Annotated in this window: 24 protein-coding genes; 11 read left to right on the top strand and 13 right to left on the bottom strand. The window is 58.0% G+C overall.

What is annotated here, in order from left to right:
• Positions 1-34 precede the first annotated feature (34 nt).
• Positions 35-571 (top strand): NUDIX hydrolase, encoded by a 537-nt coding sequence (locus tag LC093_RS13455; RefSeq protein WP_226665628.1) that lies wholly within the window; start codon positions 35-37, stop codon positions 569-571.
• Positions 572-951: 380 nt separating this feature from the next.
• On the opposite strand, the gene LC093_RS13460 is transcribed toward LC093_RS13455, so the two are convergent.
• From LC093_RS13460 to LC093_RS13480, 5 genes are all read right to left on the bottom strand, one after another.
• Positions 952-1,269, bottom strand: coding sequence for a YqfO family protein (locus LC093_RS13460; protein WP_226665630.1), 318 nt, complete (start codon positions 1,267-1,269; stop codon positions 952-954).
• A gap of 2 nt (positions 1,270-1,271) precedes the next feature.
• A complete protein-coding gene (gene trxA / locus LC093_RS13465) occupies positions 1,272-2,126 on the bottom strand; it encodes a thioredoxin (protein WP_226665632.1) in 855 nt (284 codons plus the stop codon).
• A gap of 144 nt (positions 2,127-2,270) precedes the next feature.
• Positions 2,271-2,651 carry an MmcQ/YjbR family DNA-binding protein gene (locus tag LC093_RS13470; RefSeq protein ID WP_226665635.1) on the bottom strand — a complete coding sequence of 127 codons (381 nt, stop codon included), beginning with the start codon at positions 2,649-2,651 and terminating at the stop codon, positions 2,271-2,273.
• Between the two features lie 5 nt (positions 2,652-2,656).
• The gene (locus LC093_RS13475; RefSeq protein WP_226665637.1) at positions 2,657-4,039 is read right to left on the bottom strand and encodes a hypothetical protein; all 1,383 of its coding nucleotides are present in this window, start codon (positions 4,037-4,039) and stop codon (positions 2,657-2,659) included.
• Between the two features lie 169 nt (positions 4,040-4,208).
• Positions 4,209-5,108, bottom strand: a complete 900-nt coding sequence (locus LC093_RS13480) for a LysR family transcriptional regulator (RefSeq protein ID WP_226665639.1) — start codon at positions 5,106-5,108, stop codon at positions 4,209-4,211.
• A 222-nt stretch (positions 5,109-5,330) separates the two neighbouring features.
• On the opposite strand from LC093_RS13480, the gene LC093_RS13485 reads away from it, so the two are divergent.
• Positions 5,331-5,906 carry an NADPH-dependent FMN reductase gene (locus tag LC093_RS13485; protein WP_226665642.1) on the top strand — a complete coding sequence of 192 codons (576 nt, stop codon included), beginning with the start codon at positions 5,331-5,333 and terminating at the stop codon, positions 5,904-5,906.
• A 65-nt stretch (positions 5,907-5,971) separates the two neighbouring features.
• Here the strand turns inward: LC093_RS13485 and LC093_RS13490 are convergent, their stop codons facing one another.
• The 6 genes from LC093_RS13490 to LC093_RS13515 form a co-directional block, all read right to left on the bottom strand.
• Complete coding sequence (locus tag LC093_RS13490; protein ID WP_226665644.1) at positions 5,972-6,409, bottom strand: potassium channel family protein; 438 nt, start codon at positions 6,407-6,409, stop codon at positions 5,972-5,974.
• Position 6,410: 1 nt separating this feature from the next.
• Positions 6,411-6,845, bottom strand: a complete 435-nt coding sequence (tadA, locus tag LC093_RS13495) for a tRNA adenosine(34) deaminase TadA (RefSeq protein WP_264193090.1) — start codon at positions 6,843-6,845, stop codon at positions 6,411-6,413.
• Between the two features lie 25 nt (positions 6,846-6,870).
• Positions 6,871-7,683, bottom strand: coding sequence for a 23S rRNA (guanine(745)-N(1))-methyltransferase (rlmA, locus tag LC093_RS13500; RefSeq protein WP_226665649.1), 813 nt, complete (start codon positions 7,681-7,683; stop codon positions 6,871-6,873).
• Complete coding sequence (locus tag LC093_RS13505) at positions 7,680-9,308, bottom strand: GMC family oxidoreductase (protein ID WP_226665653.1); 1,629 nt, start codon at positions 9,306-9,308, stop codon at positions 7,680-7,682. Before LC093_RS13505 ends, rlmA begins: the two co-directional genes overlap by 4 nt.
• Before the next feature lie 310 nt (positions 9,309-9,618).
• Positions 9,619-12,345 carry a family 20 glycosylhydrolase gene (locus LC093_RS13510; RefSeq protein ID WP_226665655.1) on the bottom strand — a complete coding sequence of 909 codons (2,727 nt, stop codon included), beginning with the start codon at positions 12,343-12,345 and terminating at the stop codon, positions 9,619-9,621.
• 69 nt (positions 12,346-12,414) lie between these two features.
• Positions 12,415-12,837, bottom strand: coding sequence for a hypothetical protein (locus LC093_RS13515; protein ID WP_226665657.1), 423 nt, complete (start codon positions 12,835-12,837; stop codon positions 12,415-12,417).
• Here LC093_RS13515 and LC093_RS13520 point away from each other — a divergent pair.
• Together LC093_RS13520 and LC093_RS13525 are read left to right on the top strand one after the other, a co-directional pair.
• Positions 12,820-13,311: a hypothetical protein gene (locus LC093_RS13520; RefSeq protein ID WP_226665660.1), complete on the top strand. Its 492-nt coding sequence runs from the start codon at positions 12,820-12,822 to the stop codon at positions 13,309-13,311. The genes LC093_RS13515 and LC093_RS13520 overlap by 18 nt on opposite strands.
• 84 nt (positions 13,312-13,395) lie before the next feature.
• Positions 13,396-13,893, top strand: coding sequence for an RDD family protein (locus LC093_RS13525; RefSeq protein ID WP_226665662.1), 498 nt, complete (start codon positions 13,396-13,398; stop codon positions 13,891-13,893).
• Between the two features lie 43 nt (positions 13,894-13,936).
• Here the strand turns inward: LC093_RS13525 and lptG are convergent, their stop codons facing one another.
• Both lptG and lptF read right to left on the bottom strand, forming a co-directional pair.
• The gene (gene lptG, locus LC093_RS13530) at positions 13,937-14,998 is read right to left on the bottom strand and encodes an LPS export ABC transporter permease LptG (protein ID WP_226665664.1); all 1,062 of its coding nucleotides are present in this window, start codon (positions 14,996-14,998) and stop codon (positions 13,937-13,939) included.
• Positions 14,985-16,133, bottom strand: coding sequence for an LPS export ABC transporter permease LptF (gene lptF / locus LC093_RS13535; protein WP_226665667.1), 1,149 nt, complete (start codon positions 16,131-16,133; stop codon positions 14,985-14,987). Before lptF ends, lptG begins: the two co-directional genes overlap by 14 nt.
• A gap of 377 nt (positions 16,134-16,510) precedes the next feature.
• Here lptF and LC093_RS13540 point away from each other — a divergent pair, with 377 nt between their 5' ends.
• From LC093_RS13540 to nuoC, 7 genes are all read left to right on the top strand, one after another.
• On the top strand, positions 16,511-17,980 hold the full coding sequence (locus LC093_RS13540) for a leucyl aminopeptidase (protein ID WP_226665670.1): 1,470 nt from the start codon (positions 16,511-16,513) through the stop codon (positions 17,978-17,980).
• 339 nt (positions 17,981-18,319) lie between these two features.
• Complete coding sequence (locus LC093_RS13545) at positions 18,320-18,745, top strand: DNA polymerase III subunit chi (protein WP_226665672.1); 426 nt, start codon at positions 18,320-18,322, stop codon at positions 18,743-18,745.
• Positions 18,746-18,767: 22 nt separating this feature from the next.
• Positions 18,768-19,610, top strand: a complete 843-nt coding sequence (locus LC093_RS13550) for a hypothetical protein (RefSeq protein ID WP_226665675.1) — start codon at positions 18,768-18,770, stop codon at positions 19,608-19,610.
• Positions 19,611-19,772: 162 nt separating this feature from the next.
• On the top strand, positions 19,773-22,544 hold the full coding sequence (locus tag LC093_RS13555) for a valine--tRNA ligase (RefSeq protein WP_226665682.1): 2,772 nt from the start codon (positions 19,773-19,775) through the stop codon (positions 22,542-22,544).
• A 252-nt stretch (positions 22,545-22,796) separates the two neighbouring features.
• Positions 22,797-23,198, top strand: a complete 402-nt coding sequence (locus LC093_RS13560) for an NADH-quinone oxidoreductase subunit A (RefSeq protein WP_226665685.1) — start codon at positions 22,797-22,799, stop codon at positions 23,196-23,198.
• Positions 23,199-23,243: 45 nt separating this feature from the next.
• Positions 23,244-23,936, top strand: a complete 693-nt coding sequence (locus tag LC093_RS13565; protein ID WP_319004931.1) for an NADH-quinone oxidoreductase subunit B family protein — start codon at positions 23,244-23,246, stop codon at positions 23,934-23,936.
• A 6-nt stretch (positions 23,937-23,942) separates the two neighbouring features.
• Positions 23,943-25,769, top strand: coding sequence for an NADH-quinone oxidoreductase subunit C/D (gene nuoC, locus LC093_RS13570; RefSeq protein ID WP_264193085.1), 1,827 nt, complete (start codon positions 23,943-23,945; stop codon positions 25,767-25,769).
• Position 25,770 lies beyond the last annotated feature (1 nt).

Here is a 25,770-nt window from a genome sequence, read left to right on the forward strand (position 1 = left end):
TGGCACAGTCCGGTTCCGCGGGTATACTTGCGCCATGAAATTTTGCAGCCACTGTGGCAACTCCGTTGTTTTCGAAATCCCGGCCGGCGACGACCGTCCCCGCCACCTGTGCCGCGATTGCGGCGCCATCCACTACGTAAACCCCCGCGTGATTGTCGGCGTACTGCCCTATCTGGGCGATCAGGTGCTGCTGTGCAAACGCGCCATCGAGCCACGCCACGGCCTGTGGACCCTGCCGGCGGGCTTTATGGAAAACGGGGAAAGCAGTGAGCAGGGCGCACTGCGGGAGTCCTGGGAAGAAGCGCGCGCGCGCATTCGCGTAGACGACCTGTTTTCCGTCTACGACATCCCCCACATCAACCAGGTATACCTGCTCTACCGTGGCGAATTAACCGACACGGATTTCGGCCCGGGGCCTGAATCACTGGAAGTTGAGTTGTTCGACGAGAAGGATATTCCGTGGGACGAGATGGCCTTCCCGGTGATGACACAGACCCTGAAGCACTACTTCAGCGACCGCGAAAAAGGTGTGTTTGGATTACATCGCGGGGTTATTGAGCGGAAGCTCTAACCATAGCTTCCAGCCCCTGCCTTCATTTCGAGTCTAGTGGCGGCAAAGTCCCTGGGGCTGGTTTTCAGAACCGCTGTGAATACATCCCTGTACGCTCTGTCGCAAACGTCCCTGTTTGCGACAGTTCTGAAAATCAGCCCCAGGCACTTTGCCTTCGATTCAAACCCTGCACCCTGAATCTAAGTCCGGTTCGCCAGCTCAAAACTTTACGCGAAGGCAAAGCACTGGGTATCCGTTTTCGAAAGCGTCGGCGCCATGGACGGCGCCGACGCAGCGTACAGGGATGTATTCACAGCGGTTTCGAAAACGGAAACCCAGTGCTTTGCCGCCACCAAAGTAAAATAGAACCCCGTACCGGCCAGGGCTCGAGCGAAAATCAATCAGCCGCAGCGCTCATCCAGTTTCCAGAGATCAAACGCCGGTTCTTCATACGGGTGCGCAGCGCGCATGGCGGCAAGCACATCATCAACCACGTGATCTTCACAGACCGTTTCCACCCGGTATTCGACCACCTGCTCAACCTGCCCGGTCTGACCGATAAACGGCTGGCTGCCGTCCAGCGGGCGGAACTGGCCGGTGCCCTTCACCTGCCAGCAGCAACTGTCGTAATCGCCGATGCGGCCGGCGCCGGCCGCAAACAGCGCCTGCTTCACCGGCTCCACATGAGACTCGGGAATATAAACGCAGAGTTTGTACATATTCAGAACATCAGTGTCATCAGCTTGCGCTGGTATTGCGCCGCGAGCGGATCGCCCTTGCCCAGCGCTTTCACGATATCGAGAAACGCCTGTTTGGCCGCTCCATCGGCAAAGCCCATATCGCGGCGCAGTATATTCAACAGCAATTCCAGCGCCTCCTCATGCCGCTCGGTCTGGCTGTACTGAACCGCCAGATTGTAAGCGGACTCGAAATCATCGGGGTTCGCCGCCAGCGCCTGCTGCAGCGCCTGAATCTCCGGAGAGTCCGCCGCCTGCTGCTTCAGCTCCAACTGGGCCATCAGCTGCTGATAATCTGTGTCCTGATCCGCCATCAGAATTTTACCCAGCACCTCTTCCGCATCTTTCACGCGGTTTTTCTCCAGCAGTACTGCGGCATACTGCTTGGCGATATCCGCGCGCTCGCCGGAATCCGCGTAAGCCGCGCGCAACAGTGGTTGCGCACCATCCACATCGCCTTCGGCAATCAGTTTCTGCGCTTCCTGCAACTGAACGTCCCACGACTTGGGCAAATACTTGTCCAGCATCTCGCGAATCTGCTGCTCTGGCTGCACCCCGGCAAACCCGTCAACCGGCTGGCCATCTTTCAGCAGCATCACCGTGGGCAGGCTGCGTACGCCCAGCTGACCCGCCAGCGCCTGCTCGGTATCCGCGTTCAGCTTTGCGAGCAGGAACTGCCCGGCGTATTCATTGGCGAGTTTCTCCAGCACTGGCATCAACTGCTTGCAAGGCTCGCACCAGTCAGCCCACACGTCCACCACCACCGGGCGTTTCATGGACTCTTCGATCAATACCTGCTGGGCGTTCTGGACGGTAACGTCGACAATAAACTCTTCCACATTCACTCCTGATTCTGTATTTCGGCAGGCTAATTTTCAAACAGCATCCGCACTGCGCCGCTGCTGATACCTCCCACACAATGGGGCGCATGATACCTGATTCAAAGCCGCTCGCCTCCCGCCCCGAGTTGCTCGATTGCACTGCTAGCGATAAATTTCTTCCGCTGAATATGCCAGTTCCAGCGCATCCCGCTCCACCTTCTTCAACCCTTTCACCACCAGGCCATAGGAACGGTCCACCATTCGCTCGATTTCATGATCGGGCACACTGCCGTCCAGCAGCACCGTATTCCAGTGCTTTTTGTTCATGTGGTACCCGGGCAGGACGCCGCTGAAAATATCCCGCAGGGCCTGGGCTTCGTCCGGGTCACATTTGAGGTTGGTCCGCGCGATGCCGGCATCCTGTGCGAGGGTGGCAAACATTTTCCCCTTGATTTTGAACACCGCCACATCCGGGCCGAAGGGAAAGACCTCTTCGGCCTCGGGCCGGTCCAGCAGATAGTGGCGTGCGGTAGCGTAATCCACCGAGGTCACCAATCCAGAGACGACGGCAAACGCGGCGAAGACAGTAGTTTGGCAAAGCGCTGCCAGCGCTCGTCTTCAGAGCTGCCTCCCTCCTCCACAAACTCTTTTACCAACTGCTTGCCCCAGTTGTAGTTGATGACATAGGCGCCGTAGGTATCCACAAAGCTTACCCGCTGTTTCGCCTTTTCCGGGCTCCGTAGACCGTACTGCTGGAACAGTTCGACGGCCTTGTCCGCGTCGATGTCGCCATTGATGTACTGGCGGGCAACGATGTTCTCGGCAAAGCTGAGCTTGCTTTGCAGCGCCAGAACCCGTGCATATTTTTCGGCTTGCTGCGGATCGAGCCCGGCCAGCGGATACAGCACGTCTTTTTCAAACGCCAGTCGCTGCTCGCCAGGGAATGCGAGGTCGATACCGTAATTGGCACTGCCCTCGGCTATCAGAGACTGGGGGCTGAAAAGCGGATACACACTGTATTCAACCCAACCACGATCTTTACCCAGGTTCTGTTCCAGCAGCGCGTTGTACGTGTGGTGCCCGGGATAGCCCTCGTGGCAACCGAGATCCACCGCGCGCTCAATGTGAATGGGCAGCTCGGTATTGATCTGAATCAGGCTCTGGGCGTTGCCCTGGTACCAGTTGTACCCGCTCCAGGGCTTACCCTGAACATATTCGAGCACGAAGTTTTCGTTCGCGGGCAGTTTTACATGCTGTTTGGTACGGTCACGGCAGCCTTTGATTGCGGCGTCAAATACCGCAGCCATCCTGTCCGCCGGAATTTCGAATTGATCCTGAAACGCTTTGACTCGCAGGTAGAGTGGTTCGCTGCCCGGCAGCTCTTTTTCCAGTTCCGCCAATACCGGTTCAAAATCGCTGAACTGCTGCACCGGTGGTGCCGTGTTGTAGAGCGCCAGTGCTTCGCGGTCAAAGTCCCGGAAGTTGGCATCGGCAAGGTGGTGCGCGTGGTATACGACGGCGCGCAGCTGGGTTTTCAGATAGTGGGCGCGCAGTGTGTCCAGGTCGGAAGACGGCGCAATAGTGTCCGGCAACTGCGCCAGAAGCTGTTCTGCCCGGCTGGCGAGCTCGGCTGCCGAAGCCGCGTCTTCTCCCGCCGCAGCTTTCCACTCCGCCGGACCGTAATAGGCATCAACGTAACTTTTGTCGTGATTGCCAAGTGTCAGCACCAACCGCACATAGGATTCCGCAATATTATCGAGGCCGTCCAATTCCTCACTTTTTTCCGCTGAACCCGCCGGTGATTGTTCTGACGTGCCCTCGACATCGCCCTGCGAGACCGGCGCTTGCGGTTTGCCACACCCCGCAAGGGTAGTGATCAGGGCCAGTGACAATACAACCAAAGAATGCGGAAACTTTCGCAACCCGTTCATGAAATCTCCCGGTTATTATTCAGGTTTTGGGATCAGCCCGTTTGCGGGCAGCCGGTACTATAGCAGAGCACCGGAAAAGGTCGTTCCGACCATATTCAACGCAGACTTTCGATAGCTTGCCGTAAACCTTTCGCGGAACGACTGGTACTTACGCGCCTGATGTACCGTGTCATGAATTCAGACCAATTTCTGGCGGCTGTTTCGCCAACTCGCGTTTGATCCAGTTAAGGAACAGCTGCACTTTTCGCGTGCGGTGCATGTCCCGGTGCGTCACCAGCCAGAGGTCCGTTTGCCAGGATTCCGGCGGGGGCAACAATCGGGTGAGCTGCGGGGCGTTATCTCCACACCAGCAGTGGAGTGCGGCAATACCAACACCAGCAGCGGCGGCATCCTCGAAGGCCCGGAAATCATTACACCGGAACACCACCTGCTCCTCGGGCACATTCCGCGCAATCCAGTCGATAAATGGAATGAAGGGCATTTCTTCAATGGCGGAAATAAAGCGGTGGCCCTCAATCAGATCCAGAGCCTGCAAAGGACCACATTCGCGAATATAGCCTGCAGAGGCGTAAAGTGAATTTTGCAGTGTCAGGCCAGCCTGCACTACATAGTCCGGTGCCGTGGGCCGGGCCCCGGGGCGGATACCGATATGTGCTTCACCATGTTCCAGCCGCAAGTGGCGCCGGTCTGCGACCATTTGCAATTTCACCTGCGGGTAACGCTGCTGGAACCGGTACATCACGGGCATCAACTGCGGAATCAGGTTGGCGACCGTGGTGATGATAAGCGTGCCGTGTAGCTCTTCATCTACGCCCTGCACTCGCCCCACCAGCAGGTCGAGTTGGTCCTGCATATTCTCCGCGGCACTCATCAGTATTCGGCCGGCTTCCGTGGGTACATATCCGCGGGCGTGGCGGTGGAACAGACGCGTGTTCAGCGACTTCTCCAGTGCATCGATCCGGCGCAGCACGGTGGAATGGGAAACCTCCAGTTCCAGCGCCGCTCCGGAAAGCGTACCCGCCTTGGCCACCGCCAACGCATAGTGAAGATTGTTCCAATCCTTGACCACGTTTCCGCCCTTTCGTATCTGCTGTAACCGCTACTTTAGAAAGCCATTCACTTCTGTGCAAATTTGCACAGAAAGATTGCACCTACTTGGTTTATGTTCCCATGCGGATACAGGAGAATGCTCGCCATAGACCAATACCCCGAATACGACCCCGAACACGCCGGGAGCCAAAGTCGGCTCCCGCGAAGTAACCAAACAGAAGTACCTGAAAGGACCTCAACCATGAGTGAACAACGTAAGCCCCGCCTGCTGGCACTGGCCGGCAGCCTGCGCAAGGACTCCCACAACCGCTACCTGGCTGCTAACGCGGCGCGACTGGCTCGTGAGGCTGGCGCTGAAGTCGTTGAAGTTAATCTGCGAGACTATCCGCTGCCCCTGTTTGACGAAGACGTGGAGGCTGCGGGCCTGCCCGATAACGTGCGAGCGCTCAAGGACCTATTCGCCACCGCAGACGGTTTTCTGATGGCGAGCCCCGAGTACAACGGCTCGGTGACAGCCGCTCTGAAAAACCTGATCGACTGGATTTCCCGCCCGGACGCACAATTCGGCCGCGCGGAACTGTTCGAAGGCCGACGCGCAGCACTATTCGCGACATCCCCCGGCGGACTGGGTGGCATGCGTGGCCTGAACCACTTGCGGGATATCCTGCAGCCACTGGGAACCTGGATCACCCCGATGATGCTGGCAGTACCGGGCTCTTTCCAGGTGTTTGATGAGCAGGGCAAAATGGTTGATGAAACCATGGAAAGCCAGCTGCGAGCGGTGGTCGAGCAGACAGTCGCCGCCATCCAGCTCTAAGCCAGCCAGTTGAATACCTCGGCCGGGCAGAATTGAATGCATTGCCGGCCCTCAGGGGCCGGTATTCAGCTGCTCTCTTCGTACCGTCGCCAATAGCGCTGCATCTTCAGGAACAGGAAAGACGCCGTCCAGGTAATGAGTACCAGGCCGGTCAGCGCTTCGAGACCTGCGGTGAAGCGCAGTGCCCCGTGGGGCTCTACGTCCCCGAAGCCGAGTGAGGTGTAGGTGGTAAAGGAAAAATAGGCACAGTCGATCAGGGTGCCACTGAAGTTTCCGGTCAGAGTGCCGAAGTACGGCGAGTTGTACATGAAGTAGTAGCCGAACGCGAACATCCAGATTTCTACCACGTGCCCAACCAGGGCGCCAAAAACCCCGATCAAAACCCCCAGGTTTCTGCGAACCTTGAGCTTGTGCCCCAGAAAGAACAGGCTGTTCAGTACCTCGTGGTGAATCAACACCGCGAAAGCCACGAGAAAGCCGTTGATGAGCACAGATAACAGCATGTCAGCGCCGCTTCTGAAAAAACGCTTTCACCAGATCACCCGCCTGTTCCGCCAGCACACCGCCCTCCACCTGAATTTTGTGATTGAAAAACGGCTGTGACGGCAATTGCAGCTGGCTCGCCACGACGCCCGCACGAGGCTCGGCCGCACCGTACACCAGGCGCGCTACCCGCGCATGAATCAAGGTGCCAAAGCACATGGTACAGGGTTCGATGGTGACATACAGGGTGCTCTGCGGCAGGCGATAATTTTCCTGATGCGCCGCAGCAGCCCGCAGCGCGACCACTTCTGCGTGGGCACTGGGGTCAGACGACGTAATTGGCTGGTTAAAACCCTCGCCGATAATCTCGCCATCGAGCACTACCACGGCGCCCACCGGAACTTCCCCGAGCTCCGCCCCTTTGGCCGCGAGCTCCAGTGCCCGCTGCATAAACATAAAATCTCGCGGTGTCGCCACGATGTTATTTCCCAGTCAATTTGCGCAACAGGAAGTCCGCTTCCAGTTGCAATTCTTCCCGCTGCTCCAGCTCCGCGCGCGCTTCACCGTCCCCTTTCCAGGCAAAAGGCGTCATCGCAAGGAAATCTGAGATCACTTCGCGCCCCTTGATTTGGAGCGTAAAAGCGCAGCGCATTTCCGCCACTGTTTCGAATCCTTCCAGTGGCGCCGGCGGCTGGTGCTGTCGCGGTTCACGATACAGCGCGCGCTTCAGGCTCCAAAGGTGTTCCGGGCCCGGCGATACATCCAGGAGCACACCACCAGGCTCGAGTATCCGTTGCAACTCCGATGCCGGACCGGGTGCGAAGACTCTCAATATGCTGTGCACAGTGTTGTCTGCCAGGGGTATTTCAAAGCTGCTCGCCACGGCAAACTGCGCACGCGCTTGCCGCTTCGCCGCCAGGCGCACACCCGCTTTCGCGATATCCACTCCGGCAATTTGCTCTTCCGGCCAACCGGCCGCAGCCAGTGCCCGACTGTAATAGCCTTCACCACAACCGATATCCAGCAAACGCCGTTCTTGCCGCACACTGTCACCGGCGGCAAGCATTGCACAAATGGCATCCGCCAGCGGTCGATAGTGGCCACCGTCCAGAAAGCGCCGCCGCGCCTGCAGCATTTCTCCGGAGTCACCCGGCTCACGGCTGCGTTTTTTCTGCACCGGCAACAGATTTACGTAGCCTTCGCGGGCGCGGTCAAACGTGTGCCCACTGGCACAACGCCAGGTATTCTGCTGCGGTTCCAGTGTCTGTTTACAATTGGGGCAATGCCAGATCATGCGTCTTCAGGTACTTCGCGGCGCTGTTCTACCGGGGATTTATTCAGGATCATTTCCGCGGCTTTTTCCGCGATGGCAATAACCGGTGCATTGGTATTGCCGCTAATGAGGGTGGGCATTATGGAGGCATCTACTACCCGGAGTCCATCGACGCCGTGCACGCGCAACTGGCTATCCACCACTGCCTGTTCGTCACTTCCCATCTTGCAGGTGCCCACCGGGTGATAGATGGTCTCTGCATGCTGACGAATAAACTCCTCAATATCCGCACGCTTGGTCAACGCACCACCGGGGCTCCACCAGCGCTTTTGATAACGCTGCAAATCCGTCTGTACAAGGATTTCCCTGGCCATCTCGAATCCCTCAATCATTACCTGCAGGTCTTCCGGCGCGCTGAGGTAATTTGGCTGGATCAATGGCAGTGCGCGCGGGTCGCGGGAAGCCAATTCGATCGATCCCCGGCTCTTTGGCCGCAACGCGCAGGCGTGCAGTGAATACCCATAGCCTTCCGGCTTCTGCAGACCGTGATTAAATAGCGGTGCAGATGTCAGGTGAAATTGTATGTCCGGGTTTCCCGCCGCCAGGCTGGAGCTGGCAAAGCCGCCGGCCTCGGTGCCGTTACTGGTCAGCATGCCTTTGTTCAGCAACCAGTAATCGAAAATCTTCAGCGCCGAGGTGAATATCGACCATGGAGCGTTATTAAATCCAACCGCCTGATTCGCCTCTACAACCTGAGTAATATCCAGATGGTCCTGAAGATTTTGCCCGACCCCGGGCAGGTGCGCCTGGGGAACGATACCCAACCTCTTCAAAGACGCTTCCGGCCCGATGCCAGACAACATCAAAAGCTGGGGCGATTGGATTGCACCAGCACACAGGATCACTTCCTTGTTGGCGATGATCTTGCGCCCATTCGTCAGCTCGACCGCACACACCCGACTGCCCTTGAATTTGAGCGCGGCCACCTGGGCACGAGTATAAATGGAAAGATTTGGCCGGTTTTTCACTGGGTAAACGTAGGCGGTGGCCGCCGAACAGCGGCGGCCGTGCTTCTGGGTCACCTGATAAAAACCGACCCCATTCTGCTGATGACCATTAAAATCGTTATTCAGGCGATGCCCCGCCGCCTGAGCCGCACGCACGAATGCACGGCCCGCCTCGGATATCCACTTCAGGTCCGACACTGCCAGCGGCCCGTAGCCACTGTGGTAGGCGTCGCTGCCGCGCTGGTTACCTTCGGCGAGCAAAAAATATGGCAGCAATCCCTCCCATCCCCAGCCGGCGTTGCCCGCACGCCCCCACAGGTCGTAATCCGCGGGGTTCCCGCGGGTGTAGATCATTGCATTGATGGCGCTACTGCCGCCGAGCACCCGGCCGCGGGGCCAGAACAGCTTGCGCTCGTTGAGGTGTTTTTGGGGTTCGGTGTAGTGATGGAGATTGAAACGTTTGCCCGGCACCAGATAGCTGATGCCCGCAGGCAATTGCAGCAGCAAATTGTGATCGGATGGCCCCGATTCAAGCAGGCAAACACGATTCTGCTCATCTGCACTCAGGCGGTTGGCCAGTACACACCCGGCGGAACCCGCGCCCACGATGACATAGTCGTAAACCAATTTTCGCGCCATGCTCTGCACTCGAATCTTATTTTGAGCAACTTCCGGTTTGCAGCACCAATGACCACAACCGGGATACCGATGCCGCAATTGTAGACCGGCGGTAAGCGCCAAAGGCCCGCGGTTTGGGCGCCCGGGGATTCAAGAAGAATAGCTGGCAGCTAAATCAACAGAACAACCGTTTATACACGAAGAATTGCCTCTATTCGTACTAGAGAAAACAGGGCAGGAAAAACAAGAAAAGCAAAAGTGGGACAACAGGCACGGAGGAAAGGCAGCCGGCATCAACGAGTGTGATACCGGCGCCAGGGAGAGAATGCAATCAGCGGGCGCTGATATTCTCGGCAGGTTTCAGTGAAACTTCGCGGCCAGCGCGTTCACCGTCGGCACTGCGCGCGCGCAATGCAATGGCAGTTGCCGGGACCTTGCCCTCTTCCACCGCAACCCAGTGCTCGCCATCAAAGTACTCCAGCGGAAGACCGGGGTACGGCATTGCCGTCTGTAGCGCTTCACCGCTGACCGCAGCACCCGGAACCGGAACGCGATAGCCAACACCGGAGCGATCCAGCTTCAACAGCTCCTTCTGGCCAAGGGCGGCGGAGAATGTCTGCCAGTCAGATGCCAACGCCTCCTTATCGACAAAGCTGGTTTCTCCGGAGAAGGTCTGCCCTTCCTGAATCGGCAGCTCCCAGCTGGCCTGGTGCCAGGCGCGCTCCGCCAGTGCCAACAGACGCGGGAACATCTGGTACTCGACCACTGCATCGGTGCGTACCACTTCACTCCAGAGCTGCCCCTGAATGCCACGCACGCTGTCAGCGAAGGATGCTTTCGGAGAGGTTGCGGAGTACCAGTTGCCATCGCGGTCAGGATAAACCTCGGCCAGCTGCGCCGTGTTCAGCGGCGCGAAACTGAAGGTCTTGCGCACATCGGTATACCGCGAGGCCCAGTAGTAACCCGGCTCTTTCGGATCCACCTCCTGCGGCATATCGAAGTAGAGGTAGTCGGAATTGGACTGCACCACGTCGAAGCCGGTTTCGGCAAAGTGGACACTCTCGTTACCGCCACCCCACATCAGTGGAGCCCAGGAGTTCACGAAATTATTTTCGGTCGCCAGCTCCCCACCGGCATCAGCAATACGCTTCACACCGTCGTTCCAGGCCGCCATGGTGGGAATACCGGCATCCGCTACCAGTTTGCTCACCCGCTTGGCGTACAGTTCACCCAGCTCATCCAGGGACTTCACCTCACCACTGGCGATCAGGCTCTTGCACTGGGGCGAGTTGCTCCAGGGTTTCTGGCGCTGCTCGGCTGGAGCATCACCCTTCTCGGGATCAGAACCCGGGCCAACTTCAAAGGAATCGGCGGCAAGGATATTCACCGCCTCGTCACCGCCAAAGTGCCAGCTCTGCAGCGGCTGCCCGGCATCCTTGTGCATCGCCTGAACCTCGCTGATCAACTTGCCAACGAAGTTGTAGGTGGAGTCGATACAGGGGTTAATGTAACTGTCGTTGTAGAACTGTACTGACAGGTATTGGGTGCCATCTTCCGGGTCGACCAGGCGGTATTGAGCGGCCTGATCGGGAGATTCATCCTTGAGGTTGCTGTACCGGGCTTCCATCGCCACTACCGCAGAGCGGGCGTGGGCAGGCATATCAAACTCCGGGATCACCTCGATCTGGCGCTCTGCTGCGTAACGCACGATTTCGACATAATCGTCGCGGCTGAAGAAGCCGCTGCCGTTGTTATCGGTATTCGGACCGGATCCCAGCTGTGGCATCAGACAGCGTTTTTCTTCCAGGTCGAAGCAGCGCTTGCCGCCAATATCAGTCAGCTCCGGCAGGCCCGGGATTTCCAGACGCCAGCCTTCGTCGTCAGACAGGTGGAAGTGGAAGCGGTTGAGTTTATATGCCGCCATCTGGTCCAGCAGTTTCAGCACAACTTCCTTACTGTGGAAGTTGCGGCCGGTATCCAGGAACAGGCCACGATGCGGAAAGCGCGGTGCATCTTCCACCGCTGCCTGTGGCAGGCTGCGGCTGTTCAGGTCCACCAGCGCCAACAGCGACTGCACACCGTAAAAGGCACCATTTTCTTCAGCTGCACGCACTTCAGCCCCGTCTGCCGTGACTGCAAGCGTGTATGCGCCTGCGGGCTTGCCGGCAAATGCCTCAGCGTCCTGAACCACCGCAACCGCAAAGTCGCTTTCACCAGAGGGCGCAAGACCAAGCTGGTCAAGGCGGTGATTGAGGGCGTTGAGGCTGCCTTTCGCTATATCGCCACTGACTGCGATACCGCCTTGCAGAATCACTGCATCGGCGTCGGGCAGCTGTACGGATACCGGCTGCGGAATAATGCGCGCGTGCCAGTCTGCTTCGCTTACAACCGCAGCATTATCAGCGCTGTAACGCTCGAAACGGCTAGCTGCCGTTGCCAGGGTGTTGAGGTCAGAGGCAGTGCGCTTCCAGTTGTTCTGATCATTCTTATTGATCGGTAAAACCAGCCCTTCCAGCTCGTCGGTATCCGTGGAGGCGATAACGTGCGCCTCACCGTCAGCATCGACGACGAACATACGCGGCATAAAGTCTGATTCGAACTGGAACCAGTTCTCCGCGAGGAAGTCGAGCTCGAGGGTCTCGCCCGCGGCAATACCCTGAAACTTTTCGGTTGGTATCAGTCGATGCAGATCGCCGTTAACCCGCTCGAGAGTAAACGCTTCACTGTTCAGCAACGTGAACGTTCGGCGAATATTGTGGAAATAGAGCGTCCAGTCCTGCTCATCGGCCGCGATAGCCGGGCCCTGGTTGATCAGGTTGATGCGGTATGTGGAGCAGATGGCGCCGCTTCCCCCTGCTTTTTTGCACTGGGCGCGCAGATCAGCATCTACGCCCTGGAAATTCGTCAGAACTTCCTGAGTGACGGCAAAGTGCTGGGCGATGCGCTCAGGCGCCGATTGAACAGAGGTTTCAGGTTGTTCGGTTTCGCTGGTCGGTTTGCCGCATGACGCTATCACCGCAGAAAGCGCCAGGCTGGCGAACAGGGGGAGCCTATTCATGGTGTTTCTCTGGTTATGGAATCGTTATCTGAGTTGAACTGGCTAGATGGCGTCGCACCGACCACCACCCTACCGTTCCACCATATCTGAAAAGACAGCGCTGTCAACATTTGTCACATTTCCCAGCCTATCCACAGAGGGCCAACCAGTAATCCCGCCCGAGCGGCTGGTTATGGTGAGCAGTCGCAGTTTTGTAGACAATTTTGTCATAAGCACCAGGCAGTCACGCGCCCCCAGCAATAACAAAACATTGGCGCCAGCCTCACTGCAGCGCACCAAAGTTGGGCCAGACTGAATAAGCCCAGTGGTGACGCGGGCTGAAGAAAACATGACCAATACCTGATGAGTATTCACAGTTGATATTGGATTATTTGCCGAATTTGTGAGATACATCAGTTCATAAAGGGTGAGCCATAATAAATTCAGCAGTTGTTCAGAAACTGCCAAAACCACAGTCAACACCCGGGGTGGATCATGGAAACGCGCAGTCAACGGTTTCTTTCCTTCAGGCAGCTTCCCAAACTGCTTTGCCTTTTCTTATTGCCGATTTCCGCGCCGCTCCTCGCCGACGACAATCTGTTCATTCCCGACTCAAACAGTGCCCTGAACCTACAGGCCGATAACGCCTTTTTTATCGACAGCGCGTTTGGCATGGATAACCACGCGCTGTTTGAATCCGCGGAAAACCTGCGCAACAACTCCATGGGGATGGTGCACCGGCGCCTTAATCATCAGTGGCTCGAATTTTATACACACCCGGAAGAAGCCCAGACCGCTACTGGTGGCCGCGCAGTGAATGAAATTCTGCGTATGGGCTTCAAAACCTATATGGCGCAACACAAGCGGAGCAAGCAGAACTCTCTGCTGCGCTATACGCAGGGCCACGGCAAGTTGAACAGTGCCCTGGATTACGATGTGCGGCTGTCGGACGATAAATTCAAAATCTCGTTTGAGTATGAATTTTAACCAACCCCTATTTACCTGAAACCGATTCGTTCCACATCCCGCTCTTTGCTAGAATCTCCGCCACTTTGTCCGGCGGAGATTCCCGTGCCCAAGCCAGCAAACACCCCCAAAGAATTCAACCACCTGCCCGTCGCCGGGCCTGCCCGCCGCCTGATGGCGCTTATGTACGATGCGCTGATCGTAGGCGGTCTGTGGATGGTCTATGGCTTCCTGGCAATCATGGTCGCCTCCACGGTCGGAGGCCTCAACTGCAACCCGGAAGCAATGGACTACACCCCCTGCGTGGGAGGGCCCCTCTACCGACTCGGGTTACTGGCGGTTACTGGCGGTTATTTATTCTGGTCCTGGCGAGCCGCCGGACAGACCATCGGCATGCGTGCCTGGCGTCTGATGGTGGCGAACAATAACGGGGTGCAATTGAGTTGGCGCCAGTGCATCGTCCGCGCCGTGGTGGCGACCGCATCATTGGCTTGCCTTGGATTGGGCTTTTTCTGGGGCTATTTCCGCAAGGATGGCGCCACCTGGCAGGACCTGGCCTCCGACAGTGAAATGCGTATTCTGCCGAAAAAGAAAAAGCCCTGAGAGATATCAGGAAAGGATTTGCCCGGAATGCATACGCGGGCGCTTAACGCGCCCGCTTTAACATCAGCCACCCCAGCAGGAAGCTGGCAAGAATCGGTACGATGACCGCGATAAGGGGTGGAAAGCCAAACACCACCGATGACGGGCCGAGCATATCCTGCACGGTCTGGAACACAATCCCCACGATCACCCCCATAAACACCCGCAAGCCGGTGGTGACCTCCCGCAGAGGGCCAAAGATGAAGGAAATCGCCATCATCACCAGACCGGCAATGGTCAGGGGTTGCAGAACCTTCTTCCAGAACGCCAGCCAGTAGCGCCCGGACTCCTCCCCCTTGCGATCCAGAAACTGGGCATAAGACCACAGGTTGCGCGGCGAGAGGTCTGACGGCAGCGGCACCACCATAGCGAACAGGTCCGGAGAGATATCAGAATCCCACACACTGCGCGCCTCTATGCTGCTGTCGGCACGCTCCGGCGTCAGGGTGGTCTGGCGGCTGTTCTGCAGCTCCCAGTGGCCGCTGGCAAAGTGCCCGCGCTCAGAGAAAACCACCTTCTGCAGCTGGTGGTTTTCGTCAAAGCGGTAGCGGGTAATACCAAACAGCGTGCCACCTGGCAGCGCCGCATTGAAGTGCACAAATTCGCCATCGTCCTGCAGCCAGAGCCCCTGCTCCAGTCCGACGGCCTCCAGTTCGCCCTTGGCGATGGCCTTGCGACTGTTGGCTTCCTGGTTTGTCATCGGGATGACCAGCTCCGCCAGTACCAGTCCCAGTACAATCAGAACCAGCACAGGCTTCATCACGGCCCAGGCAATGCGGCCGATCGAAATACCGGATGCCCGCATTACCGTCAGCTCACTGGTACTCGCCAGCGTCCCGAGGCCCACCATACAGCCCACCAGCGCAGAAAACCCGAGCTGGCTGTAGATGCGCTCAGGCAAGGTCCACAGTACATATTCCAGCATATTGCCAAACTGGTAACCGCCTTCCAGCTCGCCAAGCTGATCGACGATTGCAGAGATCACGTCCAGCCCCAGAATCACCATCAGTACGGCAAGAATGGAAAGCATAACGGTCCGGGCGATATATCCATCAAGCCGCGACATCACTACCTCCCGCGCTGCTATCACCTCCATTCCCCGGCAGGCGCTTGCGCGGTTTGCGCAAGTTACGGCCACCGAGCAGCAGCAAGCCCAGAATCAGGAATGGCGGATGTACGAGCCATATGGTCCAGGCCTGTTCGATCTTGCCATCTTCAATCGCCCCGCGAACCCCCTGCAACGCAACCAGATAAATAATGTACAGCAATACCGCCGGGATCATTTTCGCGTAACGTCCCTGGCGGGGGTTGGTACGGCTCAGGGGTACCGCAAGGATGGCCACCACCAGCACCAGTACCGGCAAACTGAAACGCCAATGCAGGTTCACCCGTTCGCGCGGGTTCTCACTTTTCCACAGCTCTGCGGTAGACATGGACTGGATGCGCTCGCTCGCCTTGTAACGAACCTTGGGTGTCTCAAGCAACACCTCATAGCTGGAGAAGGCCATCTGCCGGTAGTCTCGCTGGCCGGGCACGCCTTCGTAGCGGTAGCCATTACGCAGTACCAGGTAGCGCAGCCCGGTTTCCGGGTCTATTTCCTGCACCCCTTCGCTGGCAACGGTAACAATCTGGTGATCCGTCTCGGTCTCGCCGCGGGAAGATCCCAGCTCGGCGAGAAACACATTGTGCATAGTGGAGCGGTCATCGCTCAGGGAGTCGGCGTAATACACTGCGCGATCGCCTTCGGTACCGACGAATTTCTTCGGCACCAGGTGATCAAATTCGTTGCGGGTTTTATCGGCAGTCAGCAGGTGGGAAGTTCGCTCAATGCCGGTGGGGGTAAGGTAAAGACTCATGGAGCCCACGAAAGCAGCCACCAGCAGCGCAGGCACCATGGTGTAGCACAGCAGCTGGCGCTCACTGAAACCACAGGCATGCAGTACCGTCATTTCGCTTTCGATATACAGACGACCATAGGCCAGCAGGATACCGACAAAAAAGCCGAGCGGAATCACGAGCTCAAGAAAGCCCGGTAACCGGAAGCCCATGATGGAAAACAGAATACCCGCAGAGAGGTTCCCTGCCGCAGCATCGGCCAGGTACTTCACAAAGCGGCCACTCATGACCATCAACAACAGCACCGCGCTCACGGCCAGTGTCGCCCCAAGTAATTCGCGACAGAGGTAGCGGAAAATAATCACGTAACGACCAGCTTCCCTGAAAGCTTTGAAATCAACAGCGAGTGGAGTTGGCGACCCCGAAACAGAAGTCCGAATGGACATTAGGACACCGCGACCAAGCAAACCGATCCGTATCGGGTTAAACTTGTGCGGCGCATTATCACCAAAAAGGTTCGCTGTGTCTCGGTTTGACCGGTTTCAATCTGAAGACACGTTCTAATTGACAGCGCGCAGAACCCTTGCCGGATGTCCATCCCGGAAGTAGCGATACCCGCAATACAATGAACAAATCACAGGGGAGTTTGGCCGCTATCCGCCGGCCTTGCCAGTGAAGCCGCGCATCCTCACAGGCAATAGCAACTTCCCCATACGCCACGAGAACCAAGGAAACGTAAAACATGCAGTTCACCGCCAAGGTCACCGATATCAGCAAGCAGCGCACTGCTTGCGCCATCCTTGCCGTAGACGCCAAAAACAAACTCACCGACAGCGGCAACGCGATCGACAAAGTGACCAGTGGCGTGATCGGCAAGCTTTTGAAGCGTGGCGACCTCGGTAGTACCACTGCCAGCACCCTGCTGATCCCAATGCTGGAAGGCAGCGCCGACCGTGTGCTTCTGGTGCGAGCATCCAAAAGCAATGTAACCCAGACGGAGTTCCGCAAACTGGCCAGTGCCAGCGCGAAAGCGGTCGCAGGTTTCAAAGATGCCACCAGCTACCTCACCGAACTGAGTGTGATTGAAGCGGATGCCGAATGGCAGGCACAGCAAGTCACTCTCGCCGCCGGCCTCTCTAGCTACAAGTTCACCCGCTGCCTCAGCGACGCCAAGCCCTTCCCGCTGGCAAAGTTCACTGTCCACGCGGCCGATAAAAAACTGCTGAAGGCGGTGCAGAAAGGTGTCGAGCTGGGCAACGCCCAGGCACTGGGCAGCAACACCGCCCGCGAACTCGGCAACCTGCCGGGCAATATCTGCACACCGAGTTACCTGGCATCCGAAGCCAAGGCCCTGGCTAAAAAACACGCAAAACTGACCACCACCGTGCTCGACAACAAAAAGATGGAAAGCATGGGCATGGGCGCATTCATGAGCGTGGCCAAGGGCAGCGACGAACCCGCCGCGATGATCGCCATGAACTACAAAGGCGGCAAAACTGGCGCCAAGCCGATCGTGCTGGTGGGTAAAGGCATCACTTTCGATACCGGCGGCATCAGCCTCAAGCCCGGCATGGCGATGGACGAAATGAAGTTCGACATGTGCGGCGCTGCCAGCGTGTTCGGCGTAATGCACGCGCTGGTTGAAATGCAGGCACCGGTCAACGTGGTCTGCATCATCGCCGCTGCCGAAAATATGCCCAGCGGCCGTGCCAGCAAGCCCGGCGACATCGTCACATCCATGGCGGGCAAGACCATCGAAATCCTGAACACTGACGCCGAAGGACGCCTGGTTCTGTGTGACGCCCTCACCTACGCGGGCAAGTTCAAGCCCAGCGTTGTGATTGACGTGGCCACCCTCACCGGTGCCTGCGTTATCGCTCTGGGCAACCATGCCACTGGCCTCTACGCCAATCAGGACAAGCTTGCGCAGGAACTGCTCGCCGCTGGTGAAACCACTGGTGACCGCGCCTGGCAGATGCCGCTGTGGGACGAGTACCATACCGCGCTGAAATCCAACTTCGCAGACCTGCAAAACATCGGCGGCCGCGAAGCTGGCTCCGTTACCGCTGCCTGCTTCCTGTCCCAGTTCGCCACCGAGTACAACTGGGCACACCTGGATATTGCCGGCAGCGCGTGGAACTCCGGTGCAGCCAAGGGCGCAACCGGCCGCCCGGTGCCGCTGCTGCTGCAATACATCTTGAACAAAAAGTAAACTCAGCTAAAAACGAAGCCCAGAATTACGGGCTAAGGTCCTGATGCCGGTAACGGTTCGCAGGACCTTCCGCGAGAGGGACCTCGCGGAAGAGCCCCCATGGATGGGTTCACGGCGTGTCCTGCGAACCGTTACCGGTAGCAGGGCCGCCACCACGAGTGATTTAGCACACTGATCCTCGAAATGTGGCGGTGCCGCTACCGGGTACAGCTTTGCGAGACACGCCGTGAACCCATCCATGGGGGCTCTTCTAAAACATCCCTGTTTTAGAAGGTCTCGCAAAGCTGTACCCGGTAGCGGCACCTTCGCATCAAATTTCAGCGCTCCATTGCATTTAATATGACCCGAATAGATTTCTACGTCCTCCCCTCCGAAAACCCGGGAGAAATCGACCTCTTCGCCTGTCGCCTCGCAGAAAAGGCGTTCCGCAGTGGATTGCGGGTGCTGATTGCCGTGGACGACAGTGAACGGGCGCAAAAGCTGGACGAGCTGCTGTGGACATTTCGGGAAGACAGCTTCCTGCCCCACGCACCGCAGAATGCCGACCAGCAGGCGGCCATCGAGATCAACAGCGGCGAAGATCCCGGCATGCATCACGGCCTGCTGATCAATCTTTGTGCTGACATTCCCACCTGGTTCAGCCGCTTTGACCGCCTCGCAGAGATCGTCTGCCAGCATCCGGATTCCCTCAGCCGCTCAAGAACTCGTTATAGCCACTTCCGTGACAGGGGATATCCGTTACAATCCCATAAAATCCCCAACTGACACCGAATCTGAATCAGCTTCCATGTCCGGTCGAAAAAAGAACAGAAAGCACCAGCGAGGCCAGCCCCCGAGTGAACTGCTCAACGAGCTCAGTTCCCTGAGGGAGCTGCTCGGCAGTGATCAGGAAGCCGATATCCCCCTTCTTGACCAGGTCGCCGAACCCGGCTCCGCGCCCGTCAATCCGACGCCAGCACGCCCGGCAGCGATCCAGCGCCCACTTGAAGAAGCAGACCTGCCGATATTGTTCAGCCCAATCGACGAGGAACCGGTCGAAGATTACTCGTTCGAATTGAGCGATGCCGACCGCGAACTACTGCGCCCCCTGCAAGCCCTGCCCCGCGGAGACGAACACGCAGCTGCAGGCGCACCCCAACCAGAATCAATCGCGGCCGAAGCCCCCCGGGCGGAAGCCGCAAAACCTGCGGAAAAATACGTGCAGCCAGAAACAGCGAAGCCAGCCGCTCGGGAAGAGTTTCAACCGGGACTGTTTGACGGCCCGAAGAAACCAGCCGCCGAGAGCAAACGAGTGGAACCCAAGGCAATCGAAGCCGAACCAGCAAAACCCGCGCCCGCCGTCATAGCCACCGGTGAAAACCCCTTCCTGCCTCCACATATTCGCGCAAGATTGACCGGCGGCCGGATACCCAGGACAGAAGAGAAAGAAGGCACTACAACACAAGAAGTACAGCCGGAAACCCCGGAGCATCAGTCCCAGGCAGCTCCCGAATCCACTGAAGCGCCAAAACTCAGTAATCGAGAGCTGTTGATTGAGCAACTGGTAGCAGAGCAGCTGCACGAACTCGAGCGCCAACTGCGAGCCAACATTACTGCCATGGTGGACGAGATATACTTCAAAAAGTCCTGAGGTCCCTGGCACCCCGCCTTCCGCCAGCCAACTATCACGGCCTTTTGCCAGCACCTTCCCGACGGTATAATTCCGCCCCTTTTACGTATTCATCGCCCCCCGGTGCCGCAGCGAGCGGGTTCCGGGCGGCCAAGCCAGACAAAGCAAGGCACTCCCCCGCGCATGGACAAGACATACCAGCCCAACGCCATCGAACAGCAGTGGTACAAAACCTGGGAAGAAAACGGCTACTTCAAGCCCTCAGGTGACACCCAAGCCGACCCCTACTGCATCATGATCCCGCCGCCCAACGTGACCGGCAGCCTGCATATGGGCCACGGTTTCCAGGAATCCATCATGGACGCCCTGATCCGCTACCACCGCATGAAGGGTGACAACACCCTGTGGCAAGTGGGTACCGACCACGCCGGTATCGCCACCCAGATGGTGGTGGAGCGTCTTTTGGGCGCCGAAGGCAAGTCCCGTCATGAGCTGGGTCGCGACAAGTTCATCGAGAAAGTGTGGGAGTGGAAGGAAGAGTCCGGCGGCAACATCACCCGCCAGCTGCGCCGCCTCGGCGCCAGCCCGGACTGGTCCCGCGAACGCTTCACCATGGACGACGGTTTCTACAAGGCGGTACAGGAAGTCTTTATCCGCCTGTACGAAGACGACCTGATCTACCGCGGCAAGCGCCTGGTGAACTGGGACCCGAAACTGCACACCGCAATTTCCGACCTGGAAGTACTGAACGAGGAAGAACAGGGCCACCTGTGGCACTTCCGCTATCCGCTGTCCGACGGTTCCGGTCACCTCGTCGTTGCCACCACCCGCCCGGAAACCATGCTCGGCGATACTGCGGTGGCGGTGCACCCGGAAGATGAGCGCTACAAGCACCTGATCGGCAAGACCATCAAGCTGCCGCTGGCAGACCGCGAAATCCCGATCATCGGCGACGACTACGTCGACCGCGAATTCGGTACCGGCTGCGTGAAGATCACCCCGGCGCACGACTTCAACGACTACGAGATGGGCCAGCGCCACAGCCTCGAGATGATCAACATCCTCGACGCCGACGCCAACCTGAACGACAACGTGCCGGAAAAATACCGCGGCATGGAGCGCTTCGCCGCGCGCCAGCAAATCGTCGATGACCTGGACGCCATCGGCTGTCTGGAAAAAATCGAGCCACACACCTTGAAGGTACCCCGCGGTGACCGCTCCGGTGTTGTCATCGAACCGTGGCTCACCGACCAGTGGTACGTTAAAACCCAGCCGCTGGCAGACGAAGCCATCAAGGTGGTGGAAGACGGCCGCGTGGAATTCGTACCGAAAAACTACGAGAACATGTATTTCTCCTGGATGCGCGATATCCAGGACTGGTGTATCTCCCGCCAGCTGTGGTGGGGCCACCGTATTCCGGCCTGGTACGACAACGACGGCAACGTCTACGTCGGTCGCAGCGAAGAAGAAGTACGCAAGAAGCACAATCTGGGCGATATCGAACTGCGTCAGGACGACGACGTCCTCGACACTTGGTTCTCCTCCGGCCTGTGGACCTTCGGTACCCTGGGCTGGCCGGAAGAAACCCCCGAGCTGGCGGCGTTCCACCCGACTTCCGTACTGGTCACCGGTTTCGACATCATCTTCTTCTGGGTTGCGCGCATGATGATGCTGACCCTGTACTTCAAGAAGGAAGTGCCCTTCAAGACCGTGTACGTGCACGGCCTGGTGCGTGACAGCCACGGCCAGAAGATGTCCAAATCCAAGGGTAACGTACTCGACCCCATCGACCTGATCGACGGTATCGACCTGGAAAGCCTGGTGCAGAAACGTACCGCCGGCATGATGGTGCCGCGCCTGCGCGAGAAGATCGAAAAGCAGACCCGCAAGGAATTCCCGGAAGGCCTCGCGTCTTACGGTACCGACGCCCTGCGTTACACCTATTACTCGCTGGCCTCCACCGGCCGCGACATCAAGTTCGATGTAGGCCGTATCGAAGGCTTCCGCAACTTCTGTAACAAGATCTGGAACGCGTCCCGCTACGTGCTGCAGAACTGCGAAGGTCACGACTGCGGCCAGGACGGCAGCGAGAATTTCGAGCTGTCCATTGCCGATCGCTGGATCATCTCCCTGCTGCAGCGCACGGAAATTGCCATAAAAGAAGCCATCGATAACTACCGTTTCGATCTCGCTTCACAAGCGCTGTACGACTTCGTCTGGGGCGAGTACTGCAGCTGGTACCTGGAACTGTCCAAGCCGGTACTGTGGGACGACAACGCCTCTGACGCGGTGAAGAAAGGCACCCGCCGTACCCTGATCCGCGTGCTGGAAACCATCCTGCGCCTGGCGCACCCGCTGATGCCGTATATCACCGAGGAAATCTGGCAGCGTGTGAAAGAACTCGCGGGCCAGTCCGGCGATACCATCATGCTGCAGAAGTACCCGGAAGCGAACGAGCACCGTATCGACGAAAATGCCGAAGCGGCGATTGCCTGGCTGAAAGGCGTGATCGAAGGTGCGCGCAATATTCGCGGTGAAATGAATATTTCCCCGGCGAAGAAGATCCCGCTGATCCTGCGCAACGGTTCCGAGCGCGACGCGGACCTGCTGAAGCAGACCCGCAGCCTGCTGATAAAACTCGCCAGCCTCGAGTCCATCGAGTGGCTGGAAGAAGGCGCCACCGCACCGGCCTCTTCCACCGCGCTGGTCGGTGACCTGGAACTGTTGGTGCCCATGGCTGGCCTGATTGATGTGGAAGCGGAATCCGCGCGCGTGCTGAAAGAGCTGGACAAGCTCGATAAGGAACTCGCCCGCATCGCCGGCAAACTGCAGAACCCGAACTTTGTCGACAAGGCGCCGGAAGCAGTAGTTGCCAAGGAAAAAGCCAGACAGGCTGAGATGGAGAGTGCTCGGGCTCGTTTTGCAGAGCAGCTGGAGTCTTTGAAAAACCTTTGATGTTTTTTGGCTGTCCCTAAGGAGCCCTGTTTTCTTCCCGAGGCGGCAAAGCCCCAAGATCCAGACAATTACTTCGCAAGTCATTAAAGGCGCCCCACAAGGGGCGCCTTTTTTGTTCACGTTCGAAATAAAAAATCAAATTCGATGTCCGGTGCAGGATCCCGCCAGGCTTACTTATGGGTGCACCCTCAAAGCGGTACGCCAACCTACGAACTACACTACGGACAACACAGATAAAGCCAAATAAATCAAATGTCCCCAACAACCATCTGGCCACTACTGGTTTACGCTCTCGCAATCTTCGCATTGATCGCGCTGATGCTCGGCCTGTCCCATACCCTGGGGCAGAAACGTCGCGATCCCGCCACTCACGAACCTTACGAATCCGGAATAGTCCCGGTGGGCGACGCACATCTGCGTATTTCCGTCGGCTATTACCTCGTTGCGATTCTGTTCGTCATATTCGACCTTGAAGCCGTGTATTTATTTGCCTGGGCCGTGGCCGTACGCGAAGCCGGTTTGCCGGGTTTCATCGAGGCGACTATTTTCATAGGGATTCTGCTTGTAGGGCTGGTCTATGTATGGCGCCTTGGGGCACTGGACTGGGGCCCGGAGATATCCAAAGCCCGCTCGGATAACAGCAATAACTGCTAGAAAAAATTCCCGCTTGAGCACCCGGGTTTTCTGCAAGGACGCACTATGCGCTGGCAACTGACGCGCGCCGGGCAGCCCCCCGCGCACGACAACCTTATCGCGACAGACAGCACGCCAAACGACAGCGAAGCCTTTTCCGAGGAGGTGCGTAAAAGTGTGCTGCTGACCAAACTGGAAGATCTCGCCGCCTGGAGCCGGGCCAATTCCCTGTGGCCTTTCAATTTCGGGCTTTCGTGCTGTTATGTGGAAATGGCTACGGCGTTTACCAGCCGCCATGACCTGGCCCGTTTCGGTTCGGAGGTAATTCGAGCCACACCGCGACAAGCCGACCTGATCGTAATTTCCGGTACTGTATTTATAAAAATGGCACCGGTCATCCAGCGCCTGTACGAGCAGATGGTGGAACCACGCTGGGTTATTTCCATGGGATCCTGTGCCAACTCCGGCGGCATGTATGACATTTACAGTGTGGTGCAGGGGGTCGATCGCTTTCTCCCCGTAGACGTCTATGTACCGGGCTGTCCGCCACGACCGGAAGCCCTGATGCAGGGACTGACGCTGCTGCAAAAATCTGTCGCCAGTGAACGCCGCTCACTGAGCTGGCTAATCGATGACAAGGGCGCGCAGGAAGTACCGCGTAAATCCGTGGTCAACCGGCTCGGAAAGCCGAGCCAGCGGGATGCACATCGCGACGAACGTATGGCAGTGAAAAAGCTGCGTTCCCCTGACAGCGTGTAGCCCAACATGGAGAGCGTCCTTGCCCGCAGTGAATTTCCGCCCAGCGTTTACGCATCCGCCGCGGCGGACTTTATCCACGACTTGGGCAGCGAAAGCAGCGGGCACACGGAATTTCACTACTGGCTGCAGCCCGATGTTGCCGCCCTGCCTACCCCCTTCCCCACCCTGTGGACAGGGAGCGCCCAGCTGTTACCGCTGCTGCGCTGGCTGAAAAGCGGAATCTCCCGCCCCTTTGCCATGCTCTACGACCTCAGTGCCATCGATGAGCGCCAGCGCCAGCATCGCGGAGAAGGCCCCACCGAACAGCCCGCCAGTGACTTCACCCTGGTATATCAGCTGCTCTCGCTGGAACGCGATCTGTTTATTGTTATCAAAGTGGCGCTGGATGCGGAGCGACTGTCTGCGCCGTCCATCACTACGGTGTGGCCAGCAGCAAACTGGTACGAGCGCGAGGTGTGGGATCTGTTCGGGATCGACTTTGCCGGCCACCCGCACCTGACCCGTATCCTGATGCCACACACGTGGCAGGGGCACCCGCTGCGCAAGGAACATCACGCCCGCGCCACCGAAGTGGACCCGTTTACCCTGTCGCGGCACAAGCAAAGTGTCGAACAGGAAGCTCTGCGTTTTCACCCGGAAGACTGGGGCATGTCCCGCGCGAGTGATACGTCGGAATACATGTTCCTGAACCTCGGTCCCAACCACCCCAGCGTACACGGGGTTTTCCGCGTGGCGCTGCAACTCGACGGCGAGCGCATCGTCGATGCGGTGCCGGATATCGGCTATCACCATCGCGGTGCAGAAAAGATGGCCGAGCGTCAGGCCTGGCACAGTTATCTCCCATACACCGACCGCGTGGATTATCTGGGCGGGGTGATGAACAACCTGCCGTACGTACTGGCGCTGGAACAGCTGGCGGGTGTCCCGGTACCTGAACGCGCTCAGGTGATCCGGGTGATGCTATGTGAGCTGTTCCGTATTGCCAGCCACCTGGTGTTTTACGGGACCTTTGCCCAGGATGTTGGCCAGATGTCGCCGGTGTTTTATATGTTCGAGGACCGGGAAAAGCTGTTCGGCATCGTCGAGGCCATCACCGGTGGGCGTATGCACCCGGCCTGGTTCCGCATCGGTGGTGTCGCCCAGGACCTGCCACAGGGCTGGGACAAACTCATAACGCAATTTCTCGACTATCTACCGGCTCGCCTGCGGGAATACGACGGTATGGTGCTGAAGAACCGCATTCTGCAAAAACGCACCCGAGGTATCGGCGCCTACGACACCAAAACAGCACTTGAGTGGGGTGTCACCGGACCGGGACTGCGCGCCACCGGTCTGGGTTGGGACCTGCGCAAGAAACGCCCCTACAGCAGCTACGATCAGTTCGATTTTGAAATACCGGTATTCGACGGTGGCGACAGTTATGACCGCTGCCGGCTGCGGGTCGAAGAGATCCATCAGAGCCTGCGGATCATCCGCCAGTGTGTGGACAACATGCCCAGCGGCCACTACAACTCCGACCACCCCCTCACTACACCACCGCGTAAAGCGCGCACCATGGAAGATATTGAAACCCTGATCCAGCATTTCCTGAATAACAGCTGGGGGCCGGTGATGCCACCAGGTGAAACCTGCGCGCCCATTGAAGCCACCAAAGGGCTGAACAGCTACCAGATCATCAGCGACGGCAACACCAACTCTTACCGGACCCGTATTCGCACCCCATCATTCCCGCACCTGCAGATGATTCCCAAACTGTGCCGGGGGCTGTTTGTGTCCGACCTGATCGCCATTATCGCCAGCATCGACTTCGTGATGGCCGATGTAGACCGCTAGG

Origin of the sequence: Microbulbifer aggregans, from assembly GCF_020524005.1 — a bacterium.
GTDB classification, from domain to species: Bacteria; Pseudomonadota; Gammaproteobacteria; order Pseudomonadales; family Cellvibrionaceae; genus Microbulbifer; species Microbulbifer aggregans_A.